The organism is Caulobacter vibrioides (assembly GCF_002310375.3).
Taxonomy (GTDB): domain Bacteria; phylum Pseudomonadota; class Alphaproteobacteria; order Caulobacterales; family Caulobacteraceae; genus Caulobacter; species Caulobacter vibrioides_D.
The window spans coordinates 1,670,113-1,688,876 of the sequence record NZ_CP023315.3; the positions used below are offsets into that span (position 1 = coordinate 1,670,113).

The 18,764-nt window shown below is 65.8% G+C and carries 15 protein-coding genes; 1 reads left to right on the forward strand and 14 read right to left on the reverse strand.

What is annotated here, in order from left to right; genetic code table 11:
• Positions 1 to 251: 251 nt before the first annotated feature.
• The 3 genes from CA606_RS08005 to CA606_RS08015 all read right to left on the reverse strand — a co-directional run bounded on the left by CA606_RS08005 (position 252) and on the right by CA606_RS08015 (position 3,401).
• A complete protein-coding gene (locus CA606_RS08005) occupies positions 252 to 995 on the reverse strand; it encodes a hypothetical protein (protein WP_181242838.1) in 744 nt (247 codons plus the stop codon).
• Positions 996 to 1,263: 268 nt separating this feature from the next.
• The gene (locus tag CA606_RS08010) at positions 1,264 to 2,133 is read right to left on the reverse strand and encodes a hypothetical protein (RefSeq protein WP_096051617.1); all 870 of its coding nucleotides are present in this window, start codon (positions 2,131 to 2,133) and stop codon (positions 1,264 to 1,266) included.
• Positions 2,130 to 3,401 (reverse strand): CHASE2 domain-containing protein, encoded by a 1,272-nt coding sequence (locus CA606_RS08015; RefSeq protein WP_096051616.1) that lies wholly within the window; start codon positions 3,399 to 3,401, stop codon positions 2,130 to 2,132. The genes CA606_RS08010 and CA606_RS08015 overlap by 4 nt, the downstream gene beginning before the upstream one ends.
• 29 nt (positions 3,402 to 3,430) lie before the next feature.
• On the opposite strand from CA606_RS08015, the gene CA606_RS08020 reads away from it, so the two are divergent.
• Positions 3,431 to 5,218 carry a CHAT domain-containing protein gene (locus tag CA606_RS08020; protein WP_096051615.1) on the forward strand — a complete coding sequence of 596 codons (1,788 nt, stop codon included), beginning with the start codon at positions 3,431 to 3,433 and terminating at the stop codon, positions 5,216 to 5,218.
• Here CA606_RS08020 and CA606_RS08025 read toward each other — a convergent pair.
• The 11 genes from CA606_RS08025 to CA606_RS08075 form a co-directional block, all read right to left on the reverse strand.
• Positions 5,202 to 6,254, reverse strand: a complete 1,053-nt coding sequence (locus CA606_RS08025) for a hypothetical protein (RefSeq protein ID WP_181242839.1) — start codon at positions 6,252 to 6,254, stop codon at positions 5,202 to 5,204. The two genes, CA606_RS08020 and CA606_RS08025, sit on opposite strands and share 17 nt — an antisense overlap.
• An 11-nt stretch (positions 6,255 to 6,265) precedes the next feature.
• Positions 6,266 to 7,702, reverse strand: a complete 1,437-nt coding sequence (locus CA606_RS08030) for a tetratricopeptide repeat protein (RefSeq protein ID WP_181242840.1) — start codon at positions 7,700 to 7,702, stop codon at positions 6,266 to 6,268.
• The gene (locus CA606_RS08035; RefSeq protein ID WP_181242841.1) at positions 7,699 to 8,730 is read right to left on the reverse strand and encodes a tetratricopeptide repeat protein; all 1,032 of its coding nucleotides are present in this window, start codon (positions 8,728 to 8,730) and stop codon (positions 7,699 to 7,701) included. Before CA606_RS08035 ends, CA606_RS08030 begins: the two co-directional genes overlap by 4 nt.
• Positions 8,731 to 8,795: 65 nt before the next feature.
• A complete protein-coding gene (locus tag CA606_RS08040) occupies positions 8,796 to 10,136 on the reverse strand; it encodes a hypothetical protein (protein WP_096051611.1) in 1,341 nt (446 codons plus the stop codon).
• 496 nt (positions 10,137 to 10,632) lie between these two features.
• Positions 10,633 to 12,390: a terpene cyclase/mutase family protein gene (locus tag CA606_RS08045; protein ID WP_096051610.1), complete on the reverse strand. Its 1,758-nt coding sequence runs from the start codon at positions 12,388 to 12,390 to the stop codon at positions 10,633 to 10,635.
• Between the two features lie 228 nt (positions 12,391 to 12,618).
• On the reverse strand, positions 12,619 to 13,641 hold the full coding sequence (locus CA606_RS08050) for an alpha/beta hydrolase (protein ID WP_219933448.1): 1,023 nt from the start codon (positions 13,639 to 13,641) through the stop codon (positions 12,619 to 12,621).
• Between the two features lie 125 nt (positions 13,642 to 13,766).
• Positions 13,767 to 14,984, reverse strand: coding sequence for a (R)-mandelonitrile lyase (locus CA606_RS08055; protein ID WP_096051608.1), 1,218 nt, complete (start codon positions 14,982 to 14,984; stop codon positions 13,767 to 13,769).
• A 28-nt stretch (positions 14,985 to 15,012) separates the two neighbouring features.
• A complete protein-coding gene (locus CA606_RS08060; RefSeq protein WP_096051607.1) occupies positions 15,013 to 16,152 on the reverse strand; it encodes an aldo/keto reductase in 1,140 nt (379 codons plus the stop codon).
• A gap of 27 nt (positions 16,153 to 16,179) precedes the next feature.
• Positions 16,180 to 17,178, reverse strand: a complete 999-nt coding sequence (locus CA606_RS08065) for an aldo/keto reductase (protein ID WP_096051606.1) — start codon at positions 17,176 to 17,178, stop codon at positions 16,180 to 16,182.
• A gap of 21 nt (positions 17,179 to 17,199) precedes the next feature.
• Positions 17,200 to 17,766: a flavodoxin gene (locus CA606_RS08070; RefSeq protein ID WP_219933449.1), complete on the reverse strand. Its 567-nt coding sequence runs from the start codon at positions 17,764 to 17,766 to the stop codon at positions 17,200 to 17,202.
• A 10-nt stretch (positions 17,767 to 17,776) separates the two neighbouring features.
• Positions 17,777 to 18,763 (reverse strand): aldo/keto reductase, encoded by a 987-nt coding sequence (locus CA606_RS08075; protein ID WP_096051604.1) that lies wholly within the window; start codon positions 18,761 to 18,763, stop codon positions 17,777 to 17,779.
• Position 18,764 lies beyond the last annotated feature (1 nt).

Sequence of the window (18,764 nt, forward strand, 5' to 3'; positions counted from 1 at the left end):
CAGATGATCGCGGGATTTAGCGCACGTCCAGTTTGGGCAAGCCGAATTTTCGGCCAAGCTATGATTTCGGCTCAAGTTCAAAGATCAGTACACGGACGTCTCTAGAGCGTGGGCGAGCGCGATAGCCTAGCGAACGTCGCCTCACTGGAGGAACGTCAACGCAGCTTATGGCGTGTCCTGCTCTAGAGCGTTGAGGGTCTAGCTATGCATTCAAGTGAGCAGCAAGGCGACAAGCGCTGATCCGCTGGGAGCTATCGCGAGGCTGTTATGAGCCCCCGTAGTTCAAGCGTAGGTGCAAGTGCGCTTCCAATATCTAGGCCATCGCGCAGACCCCGGATCCGATTGCCAACCTTCCCTGGTGCGGCAAGATCGGTCACCGGAACGAACTGACAATTGATTTGAAGGCCGGCTTCCGAAAAGGGGATCGCTGGCCCGCACCGCACCCACGAAGGCGGTGTGCTGTCGTCGAATATGGTTGTATCCACGAACATCTTAGGGCCGCCAAGGCCAGCTCGAGATCCAGCGGCTTCAGCCACGTACGCGCGTGTGAAGGCGAAGTTGGCCTGGAGTTGAGGAATTCCATCCGCATATCGCTGGATGCTTGCTGCTTGCCGAACTGCTTCCTCGGCGCTGATTTCTGCGGCGGCCATCTGTTCGAGGATGCGATCGACGCGCCTCTCCGCGTCATCGATGCCGCGCCTGCTGCCCTTCGCCCGGAAACCCGCTCCAATTACCATGCGGGCACCGGGCCAGCCGTTTCGCCTTTCACTCGCATCGATCGCCCGAAACAAGGCATGAGACCGCTGGAGAAAATCGTGAGTGACGCCGTTGTCCCGGAGAGAAAGATCCCGGTAGGCGACGGCTCCGTCGTTGATCACCAGCGTTCGGTAGTGGCGTCCACTATGTTCAGCAACCACGCGGTGGAACGCACGTAGTCGTGCAACAGCATCCTTGGCGCGCTCATCAACAGGATTCAATCCTGTTGTGCCGATCATGGACCCGTATCCAAGAAGATCTACCCAGGTTGCGGCTGATATACAGAACGGCAGGGCCCCGACCCGGGTACGGGAGATAACGGGATGTTGCCTGCGCGTTGATTTGGCCAATGTCGTCCCGCCAATTAGTGTTTTGACGAAGCTTAGATAGCCTGGAGACGCAAACAACAGCTTTCGGACAGTGGCGGCGTTCGACGTCGCCATTTACGATCTGCCGAAGGCCGAATGTCCGAGTTCCGGCGCGGTGGCAATGTCAGCAAATGGCGCACTATCCTTCGGCGAGCATTTCCATGACCTCATAGGCCGTCGGATTGGTTTCGCGAAATGGCGCCAGCCGCCAGAATGCGTCAGTGGGGCGCGGCGGTGTAGCGGTCGCAGCGCGCGCGGCGGCGACCAACGCGCGCGCCTCCGGCTCAGTTGTCGAGGCCAAATCCAACTGCGGGTCCTGGACGCGGGCGGTGATCCGCGCAACCCGCTCGCGGCCCGCCGCATCCCTCAGGACGAGATCGTAGTCGCCGTCTTCGATCATGTGGGACTTATTCAGGATCAAGGTTCGCGTCGGAATCTTGCCTTCCCGAACCAAAGGTTCAGCGCCGGGGCGACCCATTACGACCGAGAACGGCGCATGGCCGCCCGACCATGCGATCGCGATGTGGCGCTCTCCCGCCTCAACCCTTGCCCCACCGCGCGCCAGATCAGGCAAGGCGAAGCGCAACGGTCCTGCTTGCTGCCTCGGCGATTCTCCGCGGCCGACCAGACTGCGGATCTGCGCCTCTCGAGCCCGCATGACCTTGTCGCCAAAGGCGCTGAAGGCGTTGCCGAGGATCGTCGGCCCCGATCGCCCCCAGACCACGATGTTGCCATCCGTGGCCCGGATCGTCTCATAGTCGCCGTCCGCCCACAGCATGGTCAACCCACCCTTGGGAGCGAGGACCTGGAGGTGATCGCCATTCTCCACTAACGCGAAATGGCGAACCGGCCGCGAGCGGCCGCGATGGATCCAGCGGCAGCTATCAACGCCGGGCTGAAAGTCGATGATCTGTCCCGCCACATTGGCCGGCCTAGCGAAGGCGAGGCCTGGAGCCAGACAGCCGGCAAGAACGAGTGCGCGACGAGACATCAAGGCGGCTGGGGTCATGGCAAGTTCGCTCCAACAGGCTGGCCGGATTTCGCACGCGCCTCGGCCGCGCTGATCATCATCGACACGGTGAACTGGATGACGAGCAAGAGGCCCGACGCCACATTGGATCCGCTGAGCAGGACGCCCAACCAAAGCAAGCCTGTCAGCACCGTTGGCAATACCGTCTTCAACATCGGCCGCCACCGAGCCGGCGTCCTTGAAAAGGCGACGCCGACAACGACGATGTCCAGGATGGTGATCGCTAGCACTAGGCATAGCCCGGCCAGGAAACCAGACGGCCGCTCCAGCCCATGATCCAGCGCACCGGCGATCGCATTGAGCAGGATGTATCCGCCCGGCATCTCGTCGAGCGGCGTCGTATGCAGATCCCGGCGGTCCGGCGCGCTAGTCGCCACAACAACAATGGCGTCCTCGACCGCCGAGAGGTCGGCCTTGGGCGAAATCAGTCTCGCGGGCATGTAAGCGACCCGAGCGGGCTTGGGCGGCCAGCTTTCGGTGTACCGCACGAACCCATCAGATGGGCCGAGCGACCGGCGCTCGCCATAGCCCAGATCAATTTCCAGCGTCTTGGCGGTTTGGCTGGGACACGCGGCGGTGAGTTTCGGCCCCGCCGCGCCGAACACCCGTCGTGCACCCGCCGCATCGCCTTCGCTTCGCACCAAGATGGCGGCCAGCGCCGGGGAGGGGAGACGGATCGCCTTTCCGTCGACACACCCGTTCACCCACGGCGACATCCGGCGTACGACGCCGTCCTTGGCGGCGGGCGCGACGACCGACACCCACATCAGGTTCCGCGACGCTGAGACGATTGCCTCCAGGGGGCTGGGCCTGAAGAAAGGCGGGCTATCCTCGCGGCCCCGATAGGCTTCCCGCGCTAGCAGCACTGGCGCGCCCTGAGCGTCGAGCGCCCGTAGGGCCTTCTCCACATCCGGCCCACCGGCGGTCGAGATGTCGATGTCGATGATCAGCAGCCTGGGCCGGCGGGTGGCGAGATCGGCCGAGGTCTTAAGGACGACTTGTGGCGGGATGATCGGCGGATAACCGAGAGCGGCGATCTGCTCCTGGTCGAAGTCGACGAACACCTTTCCCACACTGGCCGGAGCTTGATCGGCAAGCAGAGCCTGCTTTTCGTCGAAGGTCTGCTCGGCCAGATTGCCGAACGACAGCACGTCCCGCGTGAGGAACGCCGCGATGTAGAGCAGCACCGCCACCACGAGCGGACGCACCCAATCACCCAGCGCTCGACGAGCCATAACCTTGGACATAGTCTTTCCCCAGGGGCGAGGACACAATCATGCATTGGGGACTGTCAAGTTCGTTCGCCGGACGTGTGCTGGCGACCGTCTGCCTGATCTGGGCCGGCTTTAGCCCCGGCGTCCGCGCCCAGACGGCGACCTTGGCCGCGCCCGAGCCTCTGGCGGTTTGCAACTTTCGCGCCGCATCAACAGCGTGTCAGGCGGCGCGGACCTGCCTGGAGGCTCCGTCTAGTCCAGCCTGCAAGGCGCTGTTGCGCGACGAAGCCTTCGAGGCGGCGCAACTGGCCGGCAATGAAACCGACGCCCGGATCGCCGCCCAACTCGCCGCACGATCGGCGGCGGCCGACCACAATCCGGCGTTAGGCGGGCGGGTGCGCGAGCGCCAGGACCTCGAGGCGCAGCGGTCGGACCTGCAGCGCGACATCGTCGCCGCTGCCGCGAGCGCCGATCCTTCGGACCTCGAAACCCTGCGAGTACGCTTAACCTCGGTGGACCAACGGATCGCCGCGCTGGGCGGGGAGATTGCGCGTCTTTTTCCTGACTATGCACGCCTGGCCGACCCCAGCCCCTTGAGTGTCGCGGAGGCTCGTAACCTCCTGGGTGACGACGAGGCGCTTTTTGTCCTGACCTCGACGCCGGCGGCGGTCTTTGTCTGGGTGGTGACCGCGCAGGCGGTGGATTGGCGGCGCGTCCCTATTGGTTCGCAGGCCCTAACGGCGGCCATCGCCAAGCTGCGCGCGCCGCTTGATCCCGAACAGCCCGGCCGCTTTGATCGTCGCGCCGCCTTTGACCTTTATACCCAGCTCCTGGCCCCCTTCGCCCCCGTGGCAGGCAAGAAATCTCACTGGATCTTCGCCACCTCAGGACCTCTGCTGGCCCTGCCATTGGGGGTGCTCGTGGCCTCTCCGCCCAAGGGGCAGGACCGCGACTATGCAGCGCTTCGCGATACGTCGTGGCTAGCCACGCAGCACGCGCTTTCGGTCCTACCGTCGACGGCCTCGCTACGCGCCCTGCGGTGCGCGATCCGCGATGCAGCCGGTCGCTGCACGAGTGCGCCAGCGCGCGCGCGAAGCCGGAAATTGGCGGGTTTCGGCGCGCCAACCCTGCTGGGCGACGCGGCGACCTACCGCGGCGGTCCGTGCAAGCGATCGCGCGCCAGCGATCCGCGGTGGGAGGGCGACCAGAGCGCGCTCGAGACCCTCTGCCCCCTGCCGGCGGCGGGTGACGAACTGCGGGAGATCGCGCGGACTGTGGGCGCGCCCGAGACCTCGTTGCGACTGGGTCCCCAGGCGACCGAGGCGTCGGTCCGCGATGCGCCTTTGGACGATGTCGAGATCATCGCCTTCGCCACTCATGGCTTGCAGCCTGGCCAAGTGCGCACGGAGGCGGGACTGGTACTAACGCCGCCTCGTTTGCAAGCGCCACCCGCCAAGCCGAGCCAGACCGATGATGGCTATCTCGCCGCCTCGGAAATCGCCCAGCTTAAATTCAACGCCGAGTGGACGATCCTGTCGGCCTGCAACACGGGCTATGACGGCGCCGCGCCGGAAGGTCTGTCCAGCCTCACGCGCGCCTTCATCTATGCGGGTTCACGCTCGTTACTGGTCTCGCAGTGGACGGTCGACGACATCGCCGCCGCGCGACTGACGAGCGGAGCCATCCAGGCTCTCCGTGACCGACGGGCGGCCACGCCGGCCCTGGCCCTGAAACTGGCGATGCAGGCGCTGATCACCGATCCGTCGGATCCTCGCCTGGCGCATCCGGCGCTGTGGGCGCCATTCGCCCTGGTTGGCGAAGGCCGTCTGACGCTCAGCGCCGACCGCTGAGCCGGACTCGAATGGCGTCCGCGTCCTCAAAGCGCCCCAGGATCATCAGGACATCATGGTGGAGCACCATGATCGCTGATTTCACGCCGCTGTCGCATTGGCGGCAGGTCGACAGCCAGCGGCCAAGACTCTTGTCGGCCTCGTCCCAGCGCCGAAGGTCAAACAGCGCCTGACCTTCGCGAAGCGTGAGAAACTCATCGGGCTGGCCGCGTCCCTGAGCGACATTGTTCAGGCCTCGCCGCGCCGCTGACAGCGCCTCGTTGGGATAGCCCGCCGACCGCGCCGTGGTCGATAGGCGCTCGAGGATGGTCGACGACACCTGCGGATAGATGTCCGCGAACGCCGGTCGCTCGATGACCTCGGCCGCCCGGGTGAAATAGCCGTACGCGATCTTGTAGTTCGCCGCGCTCACCGCCGCGTGTCCGGCCTGCATGAGTCCTAACAAGGACGTTGGTTCGGGCGGTTGGGTTAAGGGAGCAGGCGGAGTGGAAAGACTTTCTGCTTCGCCGCCACGACCTGTCACGCGCAAGGCGAGATGTTCGACCAGCTTGCCGCGCGCCAAGCAGGCGTCGCCGCTGACCCGCGAGTCTTGGTACGCTAGGCGACCATAGGTCAGGGCGCGATCGAAACGCTGACGTGCGAAGGCGCTCTCGGCCAGGGTCGCTCGCCCTCGGCAGATCTGGACGCTATTGAGCTCGGCATAGTCGGGGTTTGGTGAGGTGGTCAGGACCTTGACGACGCCCTCAGCCATCGCCTCAGCGTCGGTCAGTCGCCCCATCGCCAGGAGGACATCCGCCCGGCGCAACTGGGGCCCGGCGACGCCGGGATGGGTGGGCGCCAGCTTGTAGATCGCGGCGTAGTGCTCCAGGATCAGTAGTTGGCTCATCGCCTCCTGAAGGTCGCCCTTTTCGTACGCGACGAGCGCGGCTTCGTCGGCCACTCGGATGGTCTTGAGATCTTTCTCGATCGACTGTGCGGCGACGGGAACCAAGCCGATGAGCAAAGCCGCGGCAAAGGTCAGGATGAGGGGTCGCAAGAGCGCTTTAATCATCGTGCGCCGGCCCTTTCGCGGCTGGGGCTTGGCGCGGTGTCCCGGCTCTGGCGCCAGGCGGCTTCAAGCAAGTGGTCGGTGGTTTCACGGCGCTGTGCCGCGGCGACACTGTCTGACCCAACATTAGGCCAGGCTAGGCTGGCCAGCCGTTGGGCCGAGAGCGCCGCCCAAGGCTGACGCGCGTCCTCCAGCACGCTGGCCCAGGCGTCTAGCCAGCGCGCCAGTCGTTTGTCGGCCTGACCAAATGCCAGTCCCGACTGGGTCAGAACATCGTAGCCGCGGGCGGCGGGCGCGAAAGCGCCCCGCTTGGCCAGCACGCGAGCGCGGGTGGCCAGGATGCGCTCTTGAAGACTAATCGCCTGACCAAGGGACGCCCCGCTCTGCGCCCGCCGCGTCCCCACCGTCGCCTCATCCAGATAGTCGTCAGCTCGATCAAGGTCGCCCAGGGTCGCTAGGACATCGGCGAGCGCGGCCTTGACGGCGGCTAGGTCGGGATCGGTCGCCGGCAGGGCGATCGTCCCTCGCGCGATCGCCTTCTGAAAGATCGCGATGGCGCGTTGAGGATCACCGCACCGCGCATACTGGTCCCCAAGCCTTGTTTCGTAGGCCAGGAAATCGTCCGTCGACAGGTCGACGTCGACGCGCGCCGCCACCACCAAAGGCTCTAGCGACGCCACCACGCGGCGACAGTCGCCTTCGCCGAGATTTTCGACGATAGTGGCCGCGACCGAGAGTTTGACGTTGGCGTTGCGCGGCAGCAAGCGCAGGGCCTGCATCTGGGCTTCGAACGCCTCGTCCAGGCGGTACTGCAACGTCAAGACCGTGCCAAACGCGAGATAGGCCTGGACCTTGAGAACGGCCGGGAGCGGCGCTCCGCTTTCGGCCTCATCGACCGCGTACCGGACGGTGACCAGAGCCTCGTCCAGGCGGTCAGCCTCGAGCATCGCCATGGTGGATGCGAGGTAGAAGTTGAGAAAGAAGGCGACCGTGACCGGAGCACGATCATCGTACAGGGACGCGAGCGGGTCCTCATCGCGTCCGACTTGGGCGATTTCTTCGGGCGACCCGAGCGTCGCCAGAAGCATACGCGCGACCAGGGCCCCAAGCCTTGGCGCTTCGCCCGACTCTCGCTGCAGGCTGACCGATGCGTGTGCTGCGGTCAGGGCCGCGGTCGGCGCAGGCCCGCCGCGGGTCAGGAAGGCCAGCAGACCCAGAGCGTCCGCGCGAGCTGCCAAGGCATTCGGCGGCAAGCTCTGCTCATACGCTCGCAAATCGGCGAGCGTAGTTTCGGTGGTGTCGGCGAGGGCGGCCATGAACACCTGATCGCGGGCCGCGGTGCTCGCCGGCGCCTGACGGGCGTGCGCCGCCCCGCCCGCTCCGGCGAGGCCCAGGGCGATCAGCAAACCCAGGCGCCAGATCGCCGGCCTTCTCACCGTTCGCTCGCCCCACGCACGAGCATGGCGTTCAGCGCCAGACGTTGCCGCTCCGCCGTCGCGAACTGGCCTAAGAGAATGGCCGTGTTTCTGCTCAGGTCTAGGATCGCTAACTGGTCGACGCGGCTGCAGTCGCCACAGGCGTTGACCGCGTCAAGCGCCGCCTGGCTCTCACGCCATCGGGCCTGATCAAACAGGGCCTCGGCCAATCTCAAGCGCACGACCTTGCTGGTCGGGTCCTCGCGCATCGCCGCCTGCGCCGAAGCCAAGGCGTCCGCGGCGTGGCCAGCGCGCAACTGCGCGCGCGACAGCGCTTCAAGCAGGGACGGGCGAGCCGCCTTGCGTACGCTCGAAAACCTTGGCGTCTCCAAGGCGGCCAGCGCTTCGTTCGCTAGAAGCGCTGATTGCGCGTGGTCTCCAACGCCGGCGGCGGCGTCGACCTCATTGATCAGATCGGCCAGCGACCCGGGCGGCTGTCGCGTGTAGACACCCGTCGTTGGGCGAATGCTCTTCCAGCCTTCGCGTCCCTGACCCGCGACGCGCAACGCATAGTGCAGCGTGAGCACCGATTGCGACCAGCACTCGGAGCCCGGCACGGCCGAGCTTCTCGCCGACTTGGCCCAGTCGATCGCCGCTTCGAACCGATGCGCGGCAAATTCGATATTGGCCGTCACACGATCGGCAAAGCACACCAGGGTCGGAGTAAGACCTGCCGACCGCGCCGCTCGTGAACTCTGTTCTAGGACGTTGCGGGCGTTGTCCGACAGGGCCTTGGCGTCGTTCACCCGCCCCAGGGCCAGCAGCACCTCGGCGCGATGCGTCTCGATCCATGCCAGGGTGACCCCATCCTCCGCGCCGCTGGCGCGCTCGACGTAGGCGTACTGTTCCAGCGCCGTCTTCAGATCGCCCCGCGCATAGGCGGCCTGGGCCTGGTTGAAGGCAGCCACGCTGCTGGCCTGCGCCCAACTGGGGCCGGACGTCATCGGTCCGCCGAGTAAGGCCAAGCTAAATACAAGACCCTTCCACACGCGATCATCCCCCTACCCTGAAGAGAAGAAAGCGGGCGGTTCAGCTTCAGGTCAAGCGCCTTGCCTTAAGGGCGCGCCGCCGACCATGTCTCTTCCAGGTACCTGTCCAGCACGTCCCGGCGCGAACGGAGCAAGGTCGCGTTCGTCGTCGACGCCGGCAAGGCGGCCAGGCTCAATCGATAGGCGTTGAGCGCCTGAGAACTTTTGGCCCGGTGAAGCACCTCGGCCCAATCGGCGTAGTTAGCGTAGCGCTCGGCGGCTACGTCGGTTTGAGCGATGGCCTGATGAGCTCTGGCCGCGCCGGGAAGGTCGCCTCGCTCCAGCGCCAACTGAGCCTGTGTGCGCGAGATCATCCGTTGCAACAGCCTTATCTCCCGCCCGCTCGACGCTCTGGCGCGCGCGCCCGAATAGATGGCCTTGGCCGTACCCAAAAACGCTTCAGCCACCGGCGGGTCGGAAATGGTGATCTCGGCCATCAGGGCATGGATTAGGCCAAGATTTGGACTGAAGGCCGGCAGCACGGGCAGGGCCTGCTGGCGATAGTCTTTCAGGACATCGAAAGCTGCCTGCCAGTCTCCGCAGTCCTTGTAGGCGCGCGCCAGGCTGAAAACGTAGGGCGCTTGCTGGGCGAGGTCGGCATTCGGATCTTGCGCCTTGCGGACTTTGAACCCTTGGGCGGTCCGGCCCCAGGCCTCGCAGTTGAAGTCGTCGGCCAGACTTGTGGCGATCCCGGCGCGTAGTTCGACGTCGTCCTCGCTGGTGAGCGGTCCCAGGCGCAGCGCCTCGCTGAACGCTTCGAACGCCTCGATCGGGCGGCGCTGTGCGTTCAAAGCCATGCCCAAGGCGGCCAAGGCCCTGATATGGATCCGCCTCGGGACGCGCGGGTCCGCCTCGGCCAGCGCCACCGCGCCATGCGCCGTACGCAAGGCCTCATCGGCGCGATCTTCAAGCAGGACGCGTCTGGAGTACCCTAAGAAGATGTCCGCCAGGAAGATTGTCGGCAGGCGCTCGGCTGATCGCGCCTGATACGCGCCAAGACGTCGAAAGGCTCGCCCCGCATCGTCGTCAGTCGACGGGCGCAAACCCGCCACGACGACGCGCGCGATAAGGACGCCAAAACCAGGCTCGCCGCCCGCCTGCGCTTGCAACGCGATGGCGGCCGAGGCCATCTCTACCTTCTCTTCGTCGTCCGTCGTCGCCATCAGGAACGACAGATACCCCAGGCCGTCGGCCTGGGCCGCCAGCGTCTCCTTGGGGAGGGTATCGACATAAGCCTTCAGCGCCGACCACGATCGGTCGTCGCGCGACGCCAGCGCTTCGGTGACGAGACGTTCGAACGCTGTGGGCTCGGCGACCGCGTCGCGATCCCAACCGCGGGCGTTTGCGCCATTGCCACAGGCGACCATCGCTAGCGCTCCGATAACCGCTCCAAGCAAGCGTTGCAGTCCAGGCACGCATCTCTCCCCGGCCGGCTAGCGCATGTCAGAAGGGGAGGGCGCCTGATACCTTAGCGCAAGCACCATCGCATTCTATGGTCCTGTCAGCCTCTACACATGTCAGTCGTCAGGACATTAAATTAGCGTAGAGCGGGCCTCGTCCGGTGGGGGATATAAGGCGGCGAACCTCCAACGCGCCTTCCACCAACTCGAACAGCATTTGCTTGAGATCTACATCGGCTACCTAATATTCTATGCGCGGTTGAACACGGCCCAAGCCGATCCAATCCCTGCCGGCGTTACGGCGGGCCTTGAAGTCGGGGATCGGCCCCTTCTACTGGTATCCGTGTCTGGTCTAGCCGGACGGCGAGCGCCCATCAGCTACACCCCTCCATTCGTACCAGGTGCCGAAAGTCGTGTTCCTGGAGGTGTGCCAACTTCCGCTCATGGCGCACGGCCGTCGCGCCTACTGGAGGATGTTTAAGTCGAGTAGTTCCTTGCCGTAGCGCTCGATGAACCGCCGGGCGTGAGACATACCGTCTGCCAGCTCCGTGGCGCTGATCTCGTGCGCGCGGTGGATGATGCCGTCGCGGCGCCCCACAAGTGAACTGAGGTTATCGCGATGCGGAAGGCGCGCCGGTGCGCGCAAGGTACCTATCCTTTGTAGCGCGTCCTGCAGAGCTCGGAGCGCCTCACGGACGCCTAGGGTTTCTTGTCCATTCTCGCGGAAGGCCGACAGTGCGAGGTCGTCTCGTCGTTCGAACACGCCATAGAGAAACATCTCCACGGCATGCACGCTGGCGATAGCGGCAAGTCGACGGTTGTTGGCGCCGCCTTCGAGCGCCCAGTCTTCCGCCTTCCGCATGAAGTCACGCGCCATGAGGAAGAACCCGTCCACCTGCGGCAACATCTCGCGGCGCGAAGAGATGTAGTCGACCACGCAGGCGGCCAAGAGGTCGTCAGGCCAGCCCTCCGCCGCCCATCCGCCGCGCGCTGTCTGCGCGGACATCAGCCAAGTTTCGGCTGCGTTGACCACATGGGCGATATCTTCCGCCGCGCCCGCGCGATGTACAGCCTCGAGCGAGACCAAGGTAGCTACGATGTCCGGGGCTTCCCCGGGATGACGTGGAAAGGCACCAGACTCCGCCTGGACTTGCTCGACAAGCCAGTCAACGGCGCGCTCCGTGGCATCGTGGTAGCGGTCGTCGCCTAGGCGCTGCAACGCGACTGTGGCCAGAGCTGTCGCTCGAAGATCAGGCGTCGCCCCATCAACTGCGTCCATCCAATAGCCTTGGGCATCCTGCATCCGAGCAAGGCGGTCGAGGACCATCGCCACTTCCCGCCGAAGGCGCGTCGCCAATCCGCGGCTCCTGGCCGCTCGCCAAAGCGGATATGCCAAGTGTTCGGCCGGAAGACTTCCCGGCGGCGCAGAACTTAAGGATGCGAGATAGCTCGCACACTCCGATTCTGCCGCCCTAAGCGTTACCGCTTCCGTACGACTTCCGTAGAGGTCGAGAAACCAAGCCAGCGAGAACCACCATTCAATTGACGGTCGCTCGTCGGAGTGCCGTGCGAGAACCGCTTCTACGGCGCGGCGACCTTCCGCGGTGCGCGGCTCGACGCCGAGGATCGGGTAGAATTCGGGCGTTGCCTTCTCAAGGAGGCGCGACGGTACGAACGCCAACGCGCGCTCTAACGACGGCGGAAACTCCTCAAGTTCGGCCTCGAGCTCTCGAACTTCGCGACGCGTCCCTTCTTCCAGTGCTTCGGCATATTGCGCCGCCACCACGGCGACGGTTCGCTGGGGGAGCTCCGGCGCGCCCCTGGCCAGGACATCGATCGGGATGTCGCCGTCTTTAATGGCCCAATGGGTTCGGTGTTGTTCGAAGGGCTCGATGTGGAGTTCAGTAGCCGCCAATAGCACGTCAGCTCGCGGCAAGTAGGCATGCTGGGCATCCGGCTGAAACGTGAAGTTCAAGACCCCGCCGCGGCGGACAATGTTGCGCAGGCGTCCATGCCGCACCGTGCGAACATTGGGTCCCGACGCACCCACTTCGTACATCAGGAGCGTTGGCATCGTCTCAAGCGCCTGCAAGCCCTCGGCCGTATTGATATCGATCGAGCCGCCTTCTTCGCCAGCGTACTCTCCAAATCGATCAAGGCTGAAGGTGAGGCTGCTGCCTTCCCACGTCTCACCGTTCCCCGAAACAATCAGATTGAACATGAGGTACTCGAGGGCTCCCTGGGCGCGCCGATTGGACCATCACGCACCGATAGCAGACGGTCTTAGGATCTGAGTAGCGTCGAAAGGGGGTTTCTCGATCTAGGTGCGGAACGTCCAGTTCCTGGAGGTGCGCCAACGGCAGCAATTGGCGCGCAATCGCCTGACGACGGAAGTGGGAGAAAATGTGGCTAAGGTCAGCACAGGAGACTACGCCCGCCGTCGTTGATCTCAGGATTCACCTGCGCTCAGCGTCCTTTTGAAGAACGGCGTGAGCTGGTCCATCGCGGCGGCGACATATCGCGGAACCCAGTAGGTCTCGATGTGCGTGGCGCCGTCGATCTTGAACAGCGTCTTGTCCTTGGTTCCGGTCGCCTTGGCGAAGGCGTCCTCGGTCATGTAGAGGCTGTCGGCCTTGCCGCCGGCGATCATCAGCAGCGGGACGTCGATCAACGCGATCTGGTCGGTCGCATCCCAGCGCATCAGGTCCAGCAGGCTGCTCGTCGTATATTTGAACGTCGAACCCGCGTGGGCATGGGTGTTCCAGTAGTACTCATAGCCCTGGCGATAGAGATCAAACGGCAGGGCCGCGATCTGGGCGTCGCTCAGGTTGGCGTCGCCGGAATAGAGGATCTCGCCGCCGGCGGCTTCCTGGGCGCGGGCGGCCGAGGCCTGCTTCAGGCGATCCTGGATCGTCGCCAGCGCCGAGTCCTGGTAGCCGTTGCGACGGACCCGACCGGAATTGAACATGCTGAGCGTGGCGATCGACTTGAAGCGCTTATCGGTCTTGGCCGCCGCCAGCGAATAGCCGCCCCCGCCGCAGATTCCAAAGAGCCCTAGGCGCTCGGCGTCGACCCCGGGATAGCGGGTGATGAAGTCCGCCATGCCGTGGATGTCCTCGATCCGGAACATCGGCTTGTCCACGCTGCGCGGAAGGCCTCCGCTGCCGCCCTGATAGGCTGCGTCGGCGGTGATGGTGATGTAGCCCTGCTCGGCTAGGCGCTGGGCGTAGAGGCCCGCGACCTGCTCCTTGACCCCGCCGTTGGGGTGCGCCACCACGAGCGTCGGATAGGCCTGACCCGGAGCGTAGTTCGCCGGCGTGTAGACATTGGCGACGATGTCCAGGCCACCGAGCTTGTAGGTGACGGGGTGGATGTTGACCTTGCCCGGCTCGTTCTTGGTGATGGCGCCGACATAGACGAGTGTGAAGGGATTGGTTGTTTCGGCCGCGGCCGATGCGGGGGTCGTGGTCATCGTGGTGGCTCCTAGAACCGAAGCTGAAAGGACGAGCGCGGAGGCGCCCAGAAACTCGCGTCTGTTCTTGCCGAAAGGGGCACCCGTCATCGGAACTCCAAGGGTTGATTTGCTTGACGCGCCGGTCACGGCTTCGGGGCGGAGGAAGCCGCGTCGCTAGCGGATGGCGATGCGCGATATTCGGCGTCGGTCACGGGCTCCAGCCAGGTCACGCTGACGCCATCCAAGGCCTCGGCGACCGCGACATGGCTCAAGGCGCTGGTCGGAGCCGCGCCATGCCAATGCTTCACGCCGGGTGGGGTCCAGACGACGTCGCCAGGCTTGATCCGCCGGATAGGCTCACCCTCGGCCTGCACAAGACCCTCGCCCGCGGTGACGATGAGGAGCTGGCCTAGCGGATGGGTGTGCCAGTTGGACCGCGCGCCAGGCTGGAAAGTGACGGTCGCGCCGCCGAGCCGGGCCTGACCGCTGCCCCTGAACGGCGAGGTCACGGTGACGGCCCCGGTGAAGGTGGCGGACGGTCCCGGGACTGGACGCGTGCCAGGCGGAATGACCTCCAGAGCGGCGACGGCCGGGGCCGCCGGTTCGGCGCCCTTCGCCTTGAACACCTTGTCCGCGACGGCGACCGCGGCGGTGGCCTTTGGCCAGCCGGCGTAGAACGCCAGATGGGTCAGGAGGTCGCCGATCTGGGCGCGTGTGAGACGGTTTTCGAGACCCAGGTCGATATGGAACGCCAACCCGGCTTCATCGCCATTGGCGGCGAGCGCGGCGATGGTGACCAGGCTGCGATCGCGCGGACCGAGGTCGGATCGCCGCCACAGGTCGGCGAACAGCACATCATTGGTCAGCGCCGCCAGCTTGGGCGCCACCGGCCCGATGGTCGCCGCCACGGCCCGAGCCCGAGCGGCGTCCGAAGCGGGAACGGGCAGATTGGCCGCTGTCTGCGCCTGTAACGCCGTCTTGTCGACGCCTCTGTCGGTGAAGACCTTGTCGATCACCTCAAGTGACGAGACCGCGTTTGGCCAGCCCGTGTAGAAGGCAAGCTGGGTGGCGATCCCGGCGATCTCGGTCGGCTTGACGCCATTGTCGAGCGCGCGCCCCAAGTGGCCGGTCAGCTGCGCCGTCTTGCCGGTGGCGATCAGCACCGACACGGTCACCAGGCTACGATCGCGCGGGCTAAGGGCCGGACTGATCCAGACGTCGCCGAACAGCACGTCGTCGGTGTAGCGCGCAAGATCCGGCGCGACCGCCTGCATGGCCTTGGGCGCCACGGATTTGCGTTCCTGAGCCTCGGCCGGCGTCGCCAGGGCGAGGGCCGCGATAGCGGCTGCGACAGGCTTCATGGGAAACTCCTGCTTGAAAGGGTCGGCGTCAGGTGCGGGCGGGGGCCTCGACCTCGGAGAAGGCCAGGACGCCCTCGGGCAGTCGCAGGCCCTGGATCTGGATCGCCGACGCGGCGGCGGTGAGTTCGCCGAGCTCGGCGGGCGTGAAGTGGATCGCGGCCGCGCCAACGTTGTCGACCATGTGCGCCATCTGGGTCGTGCCCGGGATCGGCACGATCCACGGCTTCTGAGCCAGCAGCCAGGCCAGGGCGATCTGGCCTGGCGTCGCCGACTTACGCTCGGCCCAGCGCTTGAGCAGATCCACGAGGGCCAGATTGTGAGGCAGGTTCTCGGGGGAGAAGCGGCCCTCCACCTTGCGGATGTCGCCGTCGGCGAAGCGGGTCGCCGCGTCGATGGCCCCGTTGAGGAAGCCGACGCCCAGCGGACTCCAGCAGACGAAACCGATGCCGAGCTCCTCGCAGGTCGGCAGAACCCATTTCTCCGGCCCGCGCCAGAGCAGTGAATATTCGTTCTGGACGGCGGTGACCGGAAGAGCGGCGTGGGCGCGGCGCAGGGTCTGGGGCCCCATCTCGCTGAGGCCCCAGTGCAGAACCTTGCCCTGGGTCATCAAGTCCCTGATCGCGCCGGCGACGTCCTCGATCGGGACCTGCGGATCGACGCGGTGCTGATAGAGCAGGTCGATCCGGTCCGTGCGCAGGCGCTTGAGCATGCCTTCGACCGCGACCTTGATGTGCTCGGGCCGGCTGTTGAGGCCGGGGCCGCGCCGACCCGTCTCGGGGTCGATGTTCCAGCCGAACTTGCTGGCGATCACCACCTTGTCGCGGAAAGCGGCGATCGCTTCGCCGAGGATGCGCTCGTTCTCGAACGGGCCGTAGGCCTCGGCGGTGTCGAAGAAGGTGACGCCGCGCTCGTGGCCGGCGCGGATGATGTTCACCATCTCGGGGCGATACGGGATCGTGGTCGGATAGGCGCGGTGCATATTCTGCACGCCCATGCCGATGCTTGACACCTCGAGACTGCCCAGCTTGCGGCGCCCCACGCTCGACGCGGCGGGAGTAGCCTTCGCTTGCGCCTCGGCGCCGGCGGCGACGGCGGCCGGCAGCGCCAGGCTCAGCGCGAGCAGGTCGCGGCGTCCAACGCCAGCGATTGCGGGGTTCTTGTCGTTCATGGATGTCTCCTGTCGCGTCGGGTCTGGCTAGCGGCCGGTCTGGGCCAGGACGGCTTCGGGCAGCCGCGCGCCCTGGATCGGGATCTTCGCGGCGGCCTCTTCGATCGCCGCCAGATCCTCGGCCGTCAGCTCGACGCTGGTCGCGCCCAGGTTCTCGGTAAGGCGGTGAAGCTTGGTGGTTCCGGGGATCGGTACGATCCAGGGCTTCTGGGCCAGCAGCCAGGCCAGCGCGATCTGGGCCGGGGTCGCCGACTTGCGCACGGCGATCGTCTTGAGGAGATCGACCAGGGCCATGTTCGCGGCGCGGGCGTCGGCGGCGAAGCGCGGCGAGAAGGTACGGAAGTCGCTCGGGTCCAGCTGGGTGGTCGTGTCGATCTTGCCGGTCAGGAAGCCCGCGCCCAGCGGACTGAACGGCACGAAGCCGACACCCAGTTCCTCGCAGGCCGCCAGTACGCCATTGTGCTCAACGTCCCGGGTCCACAGCGAATATTCGTTCTGCAGAGCGGTGACCGGCTGCACGGCGTGGGCTCGGCGCAGCGAATCCAGGCCGGGTTCCGAGAGCCCGAAGTGCTTGACCTTACCAGCCGCGATCAGGTCCTTCACCGCGCCGGCCACATCCTCCATCGGCACGGCCGGATCGACCCGATGCTGGTAGAGCAGGTCGATGTGGTCGGTGCGTAGACGCTTCAGCTGTGCTTCGGCGACGGCCTTGATGTGCTCGGGCCGGCTGTTGAGGCCGCCGGTCCGGGCGCCCGTCTCCAGGTCGATGTCGAAGCCGAACTTGGTGGCGATGACCACCTGGTCGCGGAACGGCGCGACCGCCTCGCCCAGCAGGGCTTCGTTGTCGAAGGGACCGTAGGCCTCGGCGGTGTCGAACAGGGTGACGCCGCCGTCGAACGCCGCATGGATGACCGCGACCGCTTCGTCGTGAGGCGTCGCAGGACCATAGGCGGCGCTCAGGCCCATGCAGCCGTAGCCGAGGGCGGAGACTTCGAGGCCGGCTTGGCCAAGTTTGCGCTTTTGCATGTGGGGCTCCGGTAAATGAGGTCAGGCTCGCGCGATCGCGCCGAGCCATTCGCGAACTTGGGTCATGGTGCGTCGCTCCTGGTCGGCCTCCATCGAGAAGGCCGGTTCCAGGCGGGCGCTCGGGGCGTGGCTTTTGAGGACCGCTAGGCTATCGCCCAGGCCATAGCCCCCGTGGGTGATCACAGGGCTGATCGTCTTGCCCGCCAGATCGTGCGCGGCCAGGAAGCTTCGGATGATCGGCGGCGCTGTCTCGCCCCAGATCGGAAAGCAGAGGAAGACGGTGTCGTAGGCGGCGATGTTCGGGACGCTCGCCTTAAGCGACGGCCGAACGCCGGCGTCCCGCTCCTGGCGGGCTTGCTCCACCGTCTGCTCATAGTCCTCGGGATACGGCGTGGCGGGCAGTATCTCGAAGAGATCGGCCCTCAGCTCCCGGTGCAGTTGGCCGGCGATGACCCGCGTGTTTCCCGAGCGACTGAAGTACGCCACCAGGGTTCGCGAAGCCGTCGCCGTCCGTTCCTCCGCGCAAGCAGCGGCGCTTGTGGCGAGCAACAGGGCGGCGGGGGCGCTCAAGGCGGCGCGTCGAGACATGGCGTTCATCTCACCGCCCGACACGGGCTTGCAGATGGGCAGGATAGCGGTCGCCCTGGACCGTCACCCGCGACACCGCCGCCTCGATCGCAGCCAGATCCGCGGCGCTAAGCTCAAGATCGGCGGCGGCCAGGTTCTCGGAAAGGCGGTGAAGCTTGGTGGTGCCGGGGATCGGTGCGATCCAGGGTTTTTGTGCCAGCAGCCAAGCCAGAGCGATCTGGGCCGGGGTCGCGCCCCTTTGCGTCGCTAGCTCCTTCAGGACCGCGACCAAGGCCTGGTTGGCGCTGAGCGCCTCACCGCCAAAGCGTGGAACGATGCTGCGGAAGTCGTCCTTGCCAAAGGTCGCGTCGGCGGCGATGGACCCGGTCAGGAAGCCCTTGCCCAACGGGCTGAAGGGTACGAAGCCGATGCCGAGCTCTTCCAGGGTGGGGATCACCGCCTGCTCGGGCTCGCGCCACCAGAGCGAATATTCGCTTTGCAGCGCCGTCACCGGCTGCACGGCGTTGGCTCGCCGGATGGTCTCGACGCCGGCTTCGGAAAGACCGAAGTGCTTGACTTTGCCTTCGGCGATCAGGTCCCGGACCGTACCCGCCACGTCCTCGATCGGCACCTCGGGATCCACGCGGTGCTGATAGTAGAGATCGATGGCTTCGACCCGCAGACGCTTCAGCGAGCCCTCGGTGACCTGGCGGATGGTCTCGGGACGGCTAGATAGCTTCTGCTCGCCGAACGACTGGCCCGGTTCGAAGCCGAACTTGGTGGCGATCACCACTTGGTCTCTGAACGGCTCCAGCGCCTCGCCGACCATGGCCTCATTGGCCTCGCCGTAGATCTGGGCCGTGTCGAAGAAGGTGACCCCTTGCTCGACGGCGGCGCGGATCAGCGCGATCCCGGCGTCCTTGTCGGCGGCCGGGCCATAGCCGTGGCTCAGGCCCATGCAGCCAAGGCCCAGGGCCGAAACCTCAAGACCGCCGCGCCCAAGAATGCGCTTTTCCATG

Bases quoted from the DNA above. Each gene is read 5' to 3' on its own strand.
- CA606_RS08050 (WP_219933448.1), bottom strand. From the start codon at position 13,641: ATGACCACGACCCCCGCATCGGCCGCGGCCGAAACAACCAATCCCTTC.
- CA606_RS08015 (WP_096051616.1), bottom strand. From the start codon at position 3,401: ATGTCCAAGGTTATGGCTCGTCGAGCGCTGGGTGATTGGGTGCGTCCG.
- CA606_RS08075 (WP_096051604.1), bottom strand. From the start codon at position 18,763: ATGGAAAAGCGCATTCTTGGGCGCGGCGGTCTTGAGGTTTCGGCCCTG.
- CA606_RS08055 (WP_096051608.1), bottom strand. From the start codon at position 14,984: ATGAAGCCTGTCGCAGCCGCTATCGCGGCCCTCGCCCTGGCGACGCCG.
- CA606_RS08060 (WP_096051607.1), bottom strand. From the start codon at position 16,152: ATGAACGACAAGAACCCCGCAATCGCTGGCGTTGGACGCCGCGACCTG.
- CA606_RS08070 (WP_219933449.1), bottom strand. From the start codon at position 17,766: ATGTCTCGACGCGCCGCCTTGAGCGCCCCCGCCGCCCTGTTGCTCGCC.
- CA606_RS08020 (WP_096051615.1), top strand. From the start codon at position 3,431: ATGCATTGGGGACTGTCAAGTTCGTTCGCCGGACGTGTGCTGGCGACC.
- CA606_RS08005 (WP_181242838.1), bottom strand. From the start codon at position 995: ATGATCGGCACAACAGGATTGAATCCTGTTGATGAGCGCGCCAAGGAT.
- CA606_RS08065 (WP_096051606.1), bottom strand. From the start codon at position 17,178: ATGCAAAAGCGCAAACTTGGCCAAGCCGGCCTCGAAGTCTCCGCCCTC.
- CA606_RS08040 (WP_096051611.1), bottom strand. From the start codon at position 10,136: ATGGTCGCCTGTGGCAATGGCGCAAACGCCCGCGGTTGGGATCGCGAC.
- CA606_RS08045 (WP_096051610.1), bottom strand. From the start codon at position 12,390: ATGTTCAATCTGATTGTTTCGGGGAACGGTGAGACGTGGGAAGGCAGC.
- CA606_RS08010 (WP_096051617.1), bottom strand. From the start codon at position 2,133: ATGACCCCAGCCGCCTTGATGTCTCGTCGCGCACTCGTTCTTGCCGGC.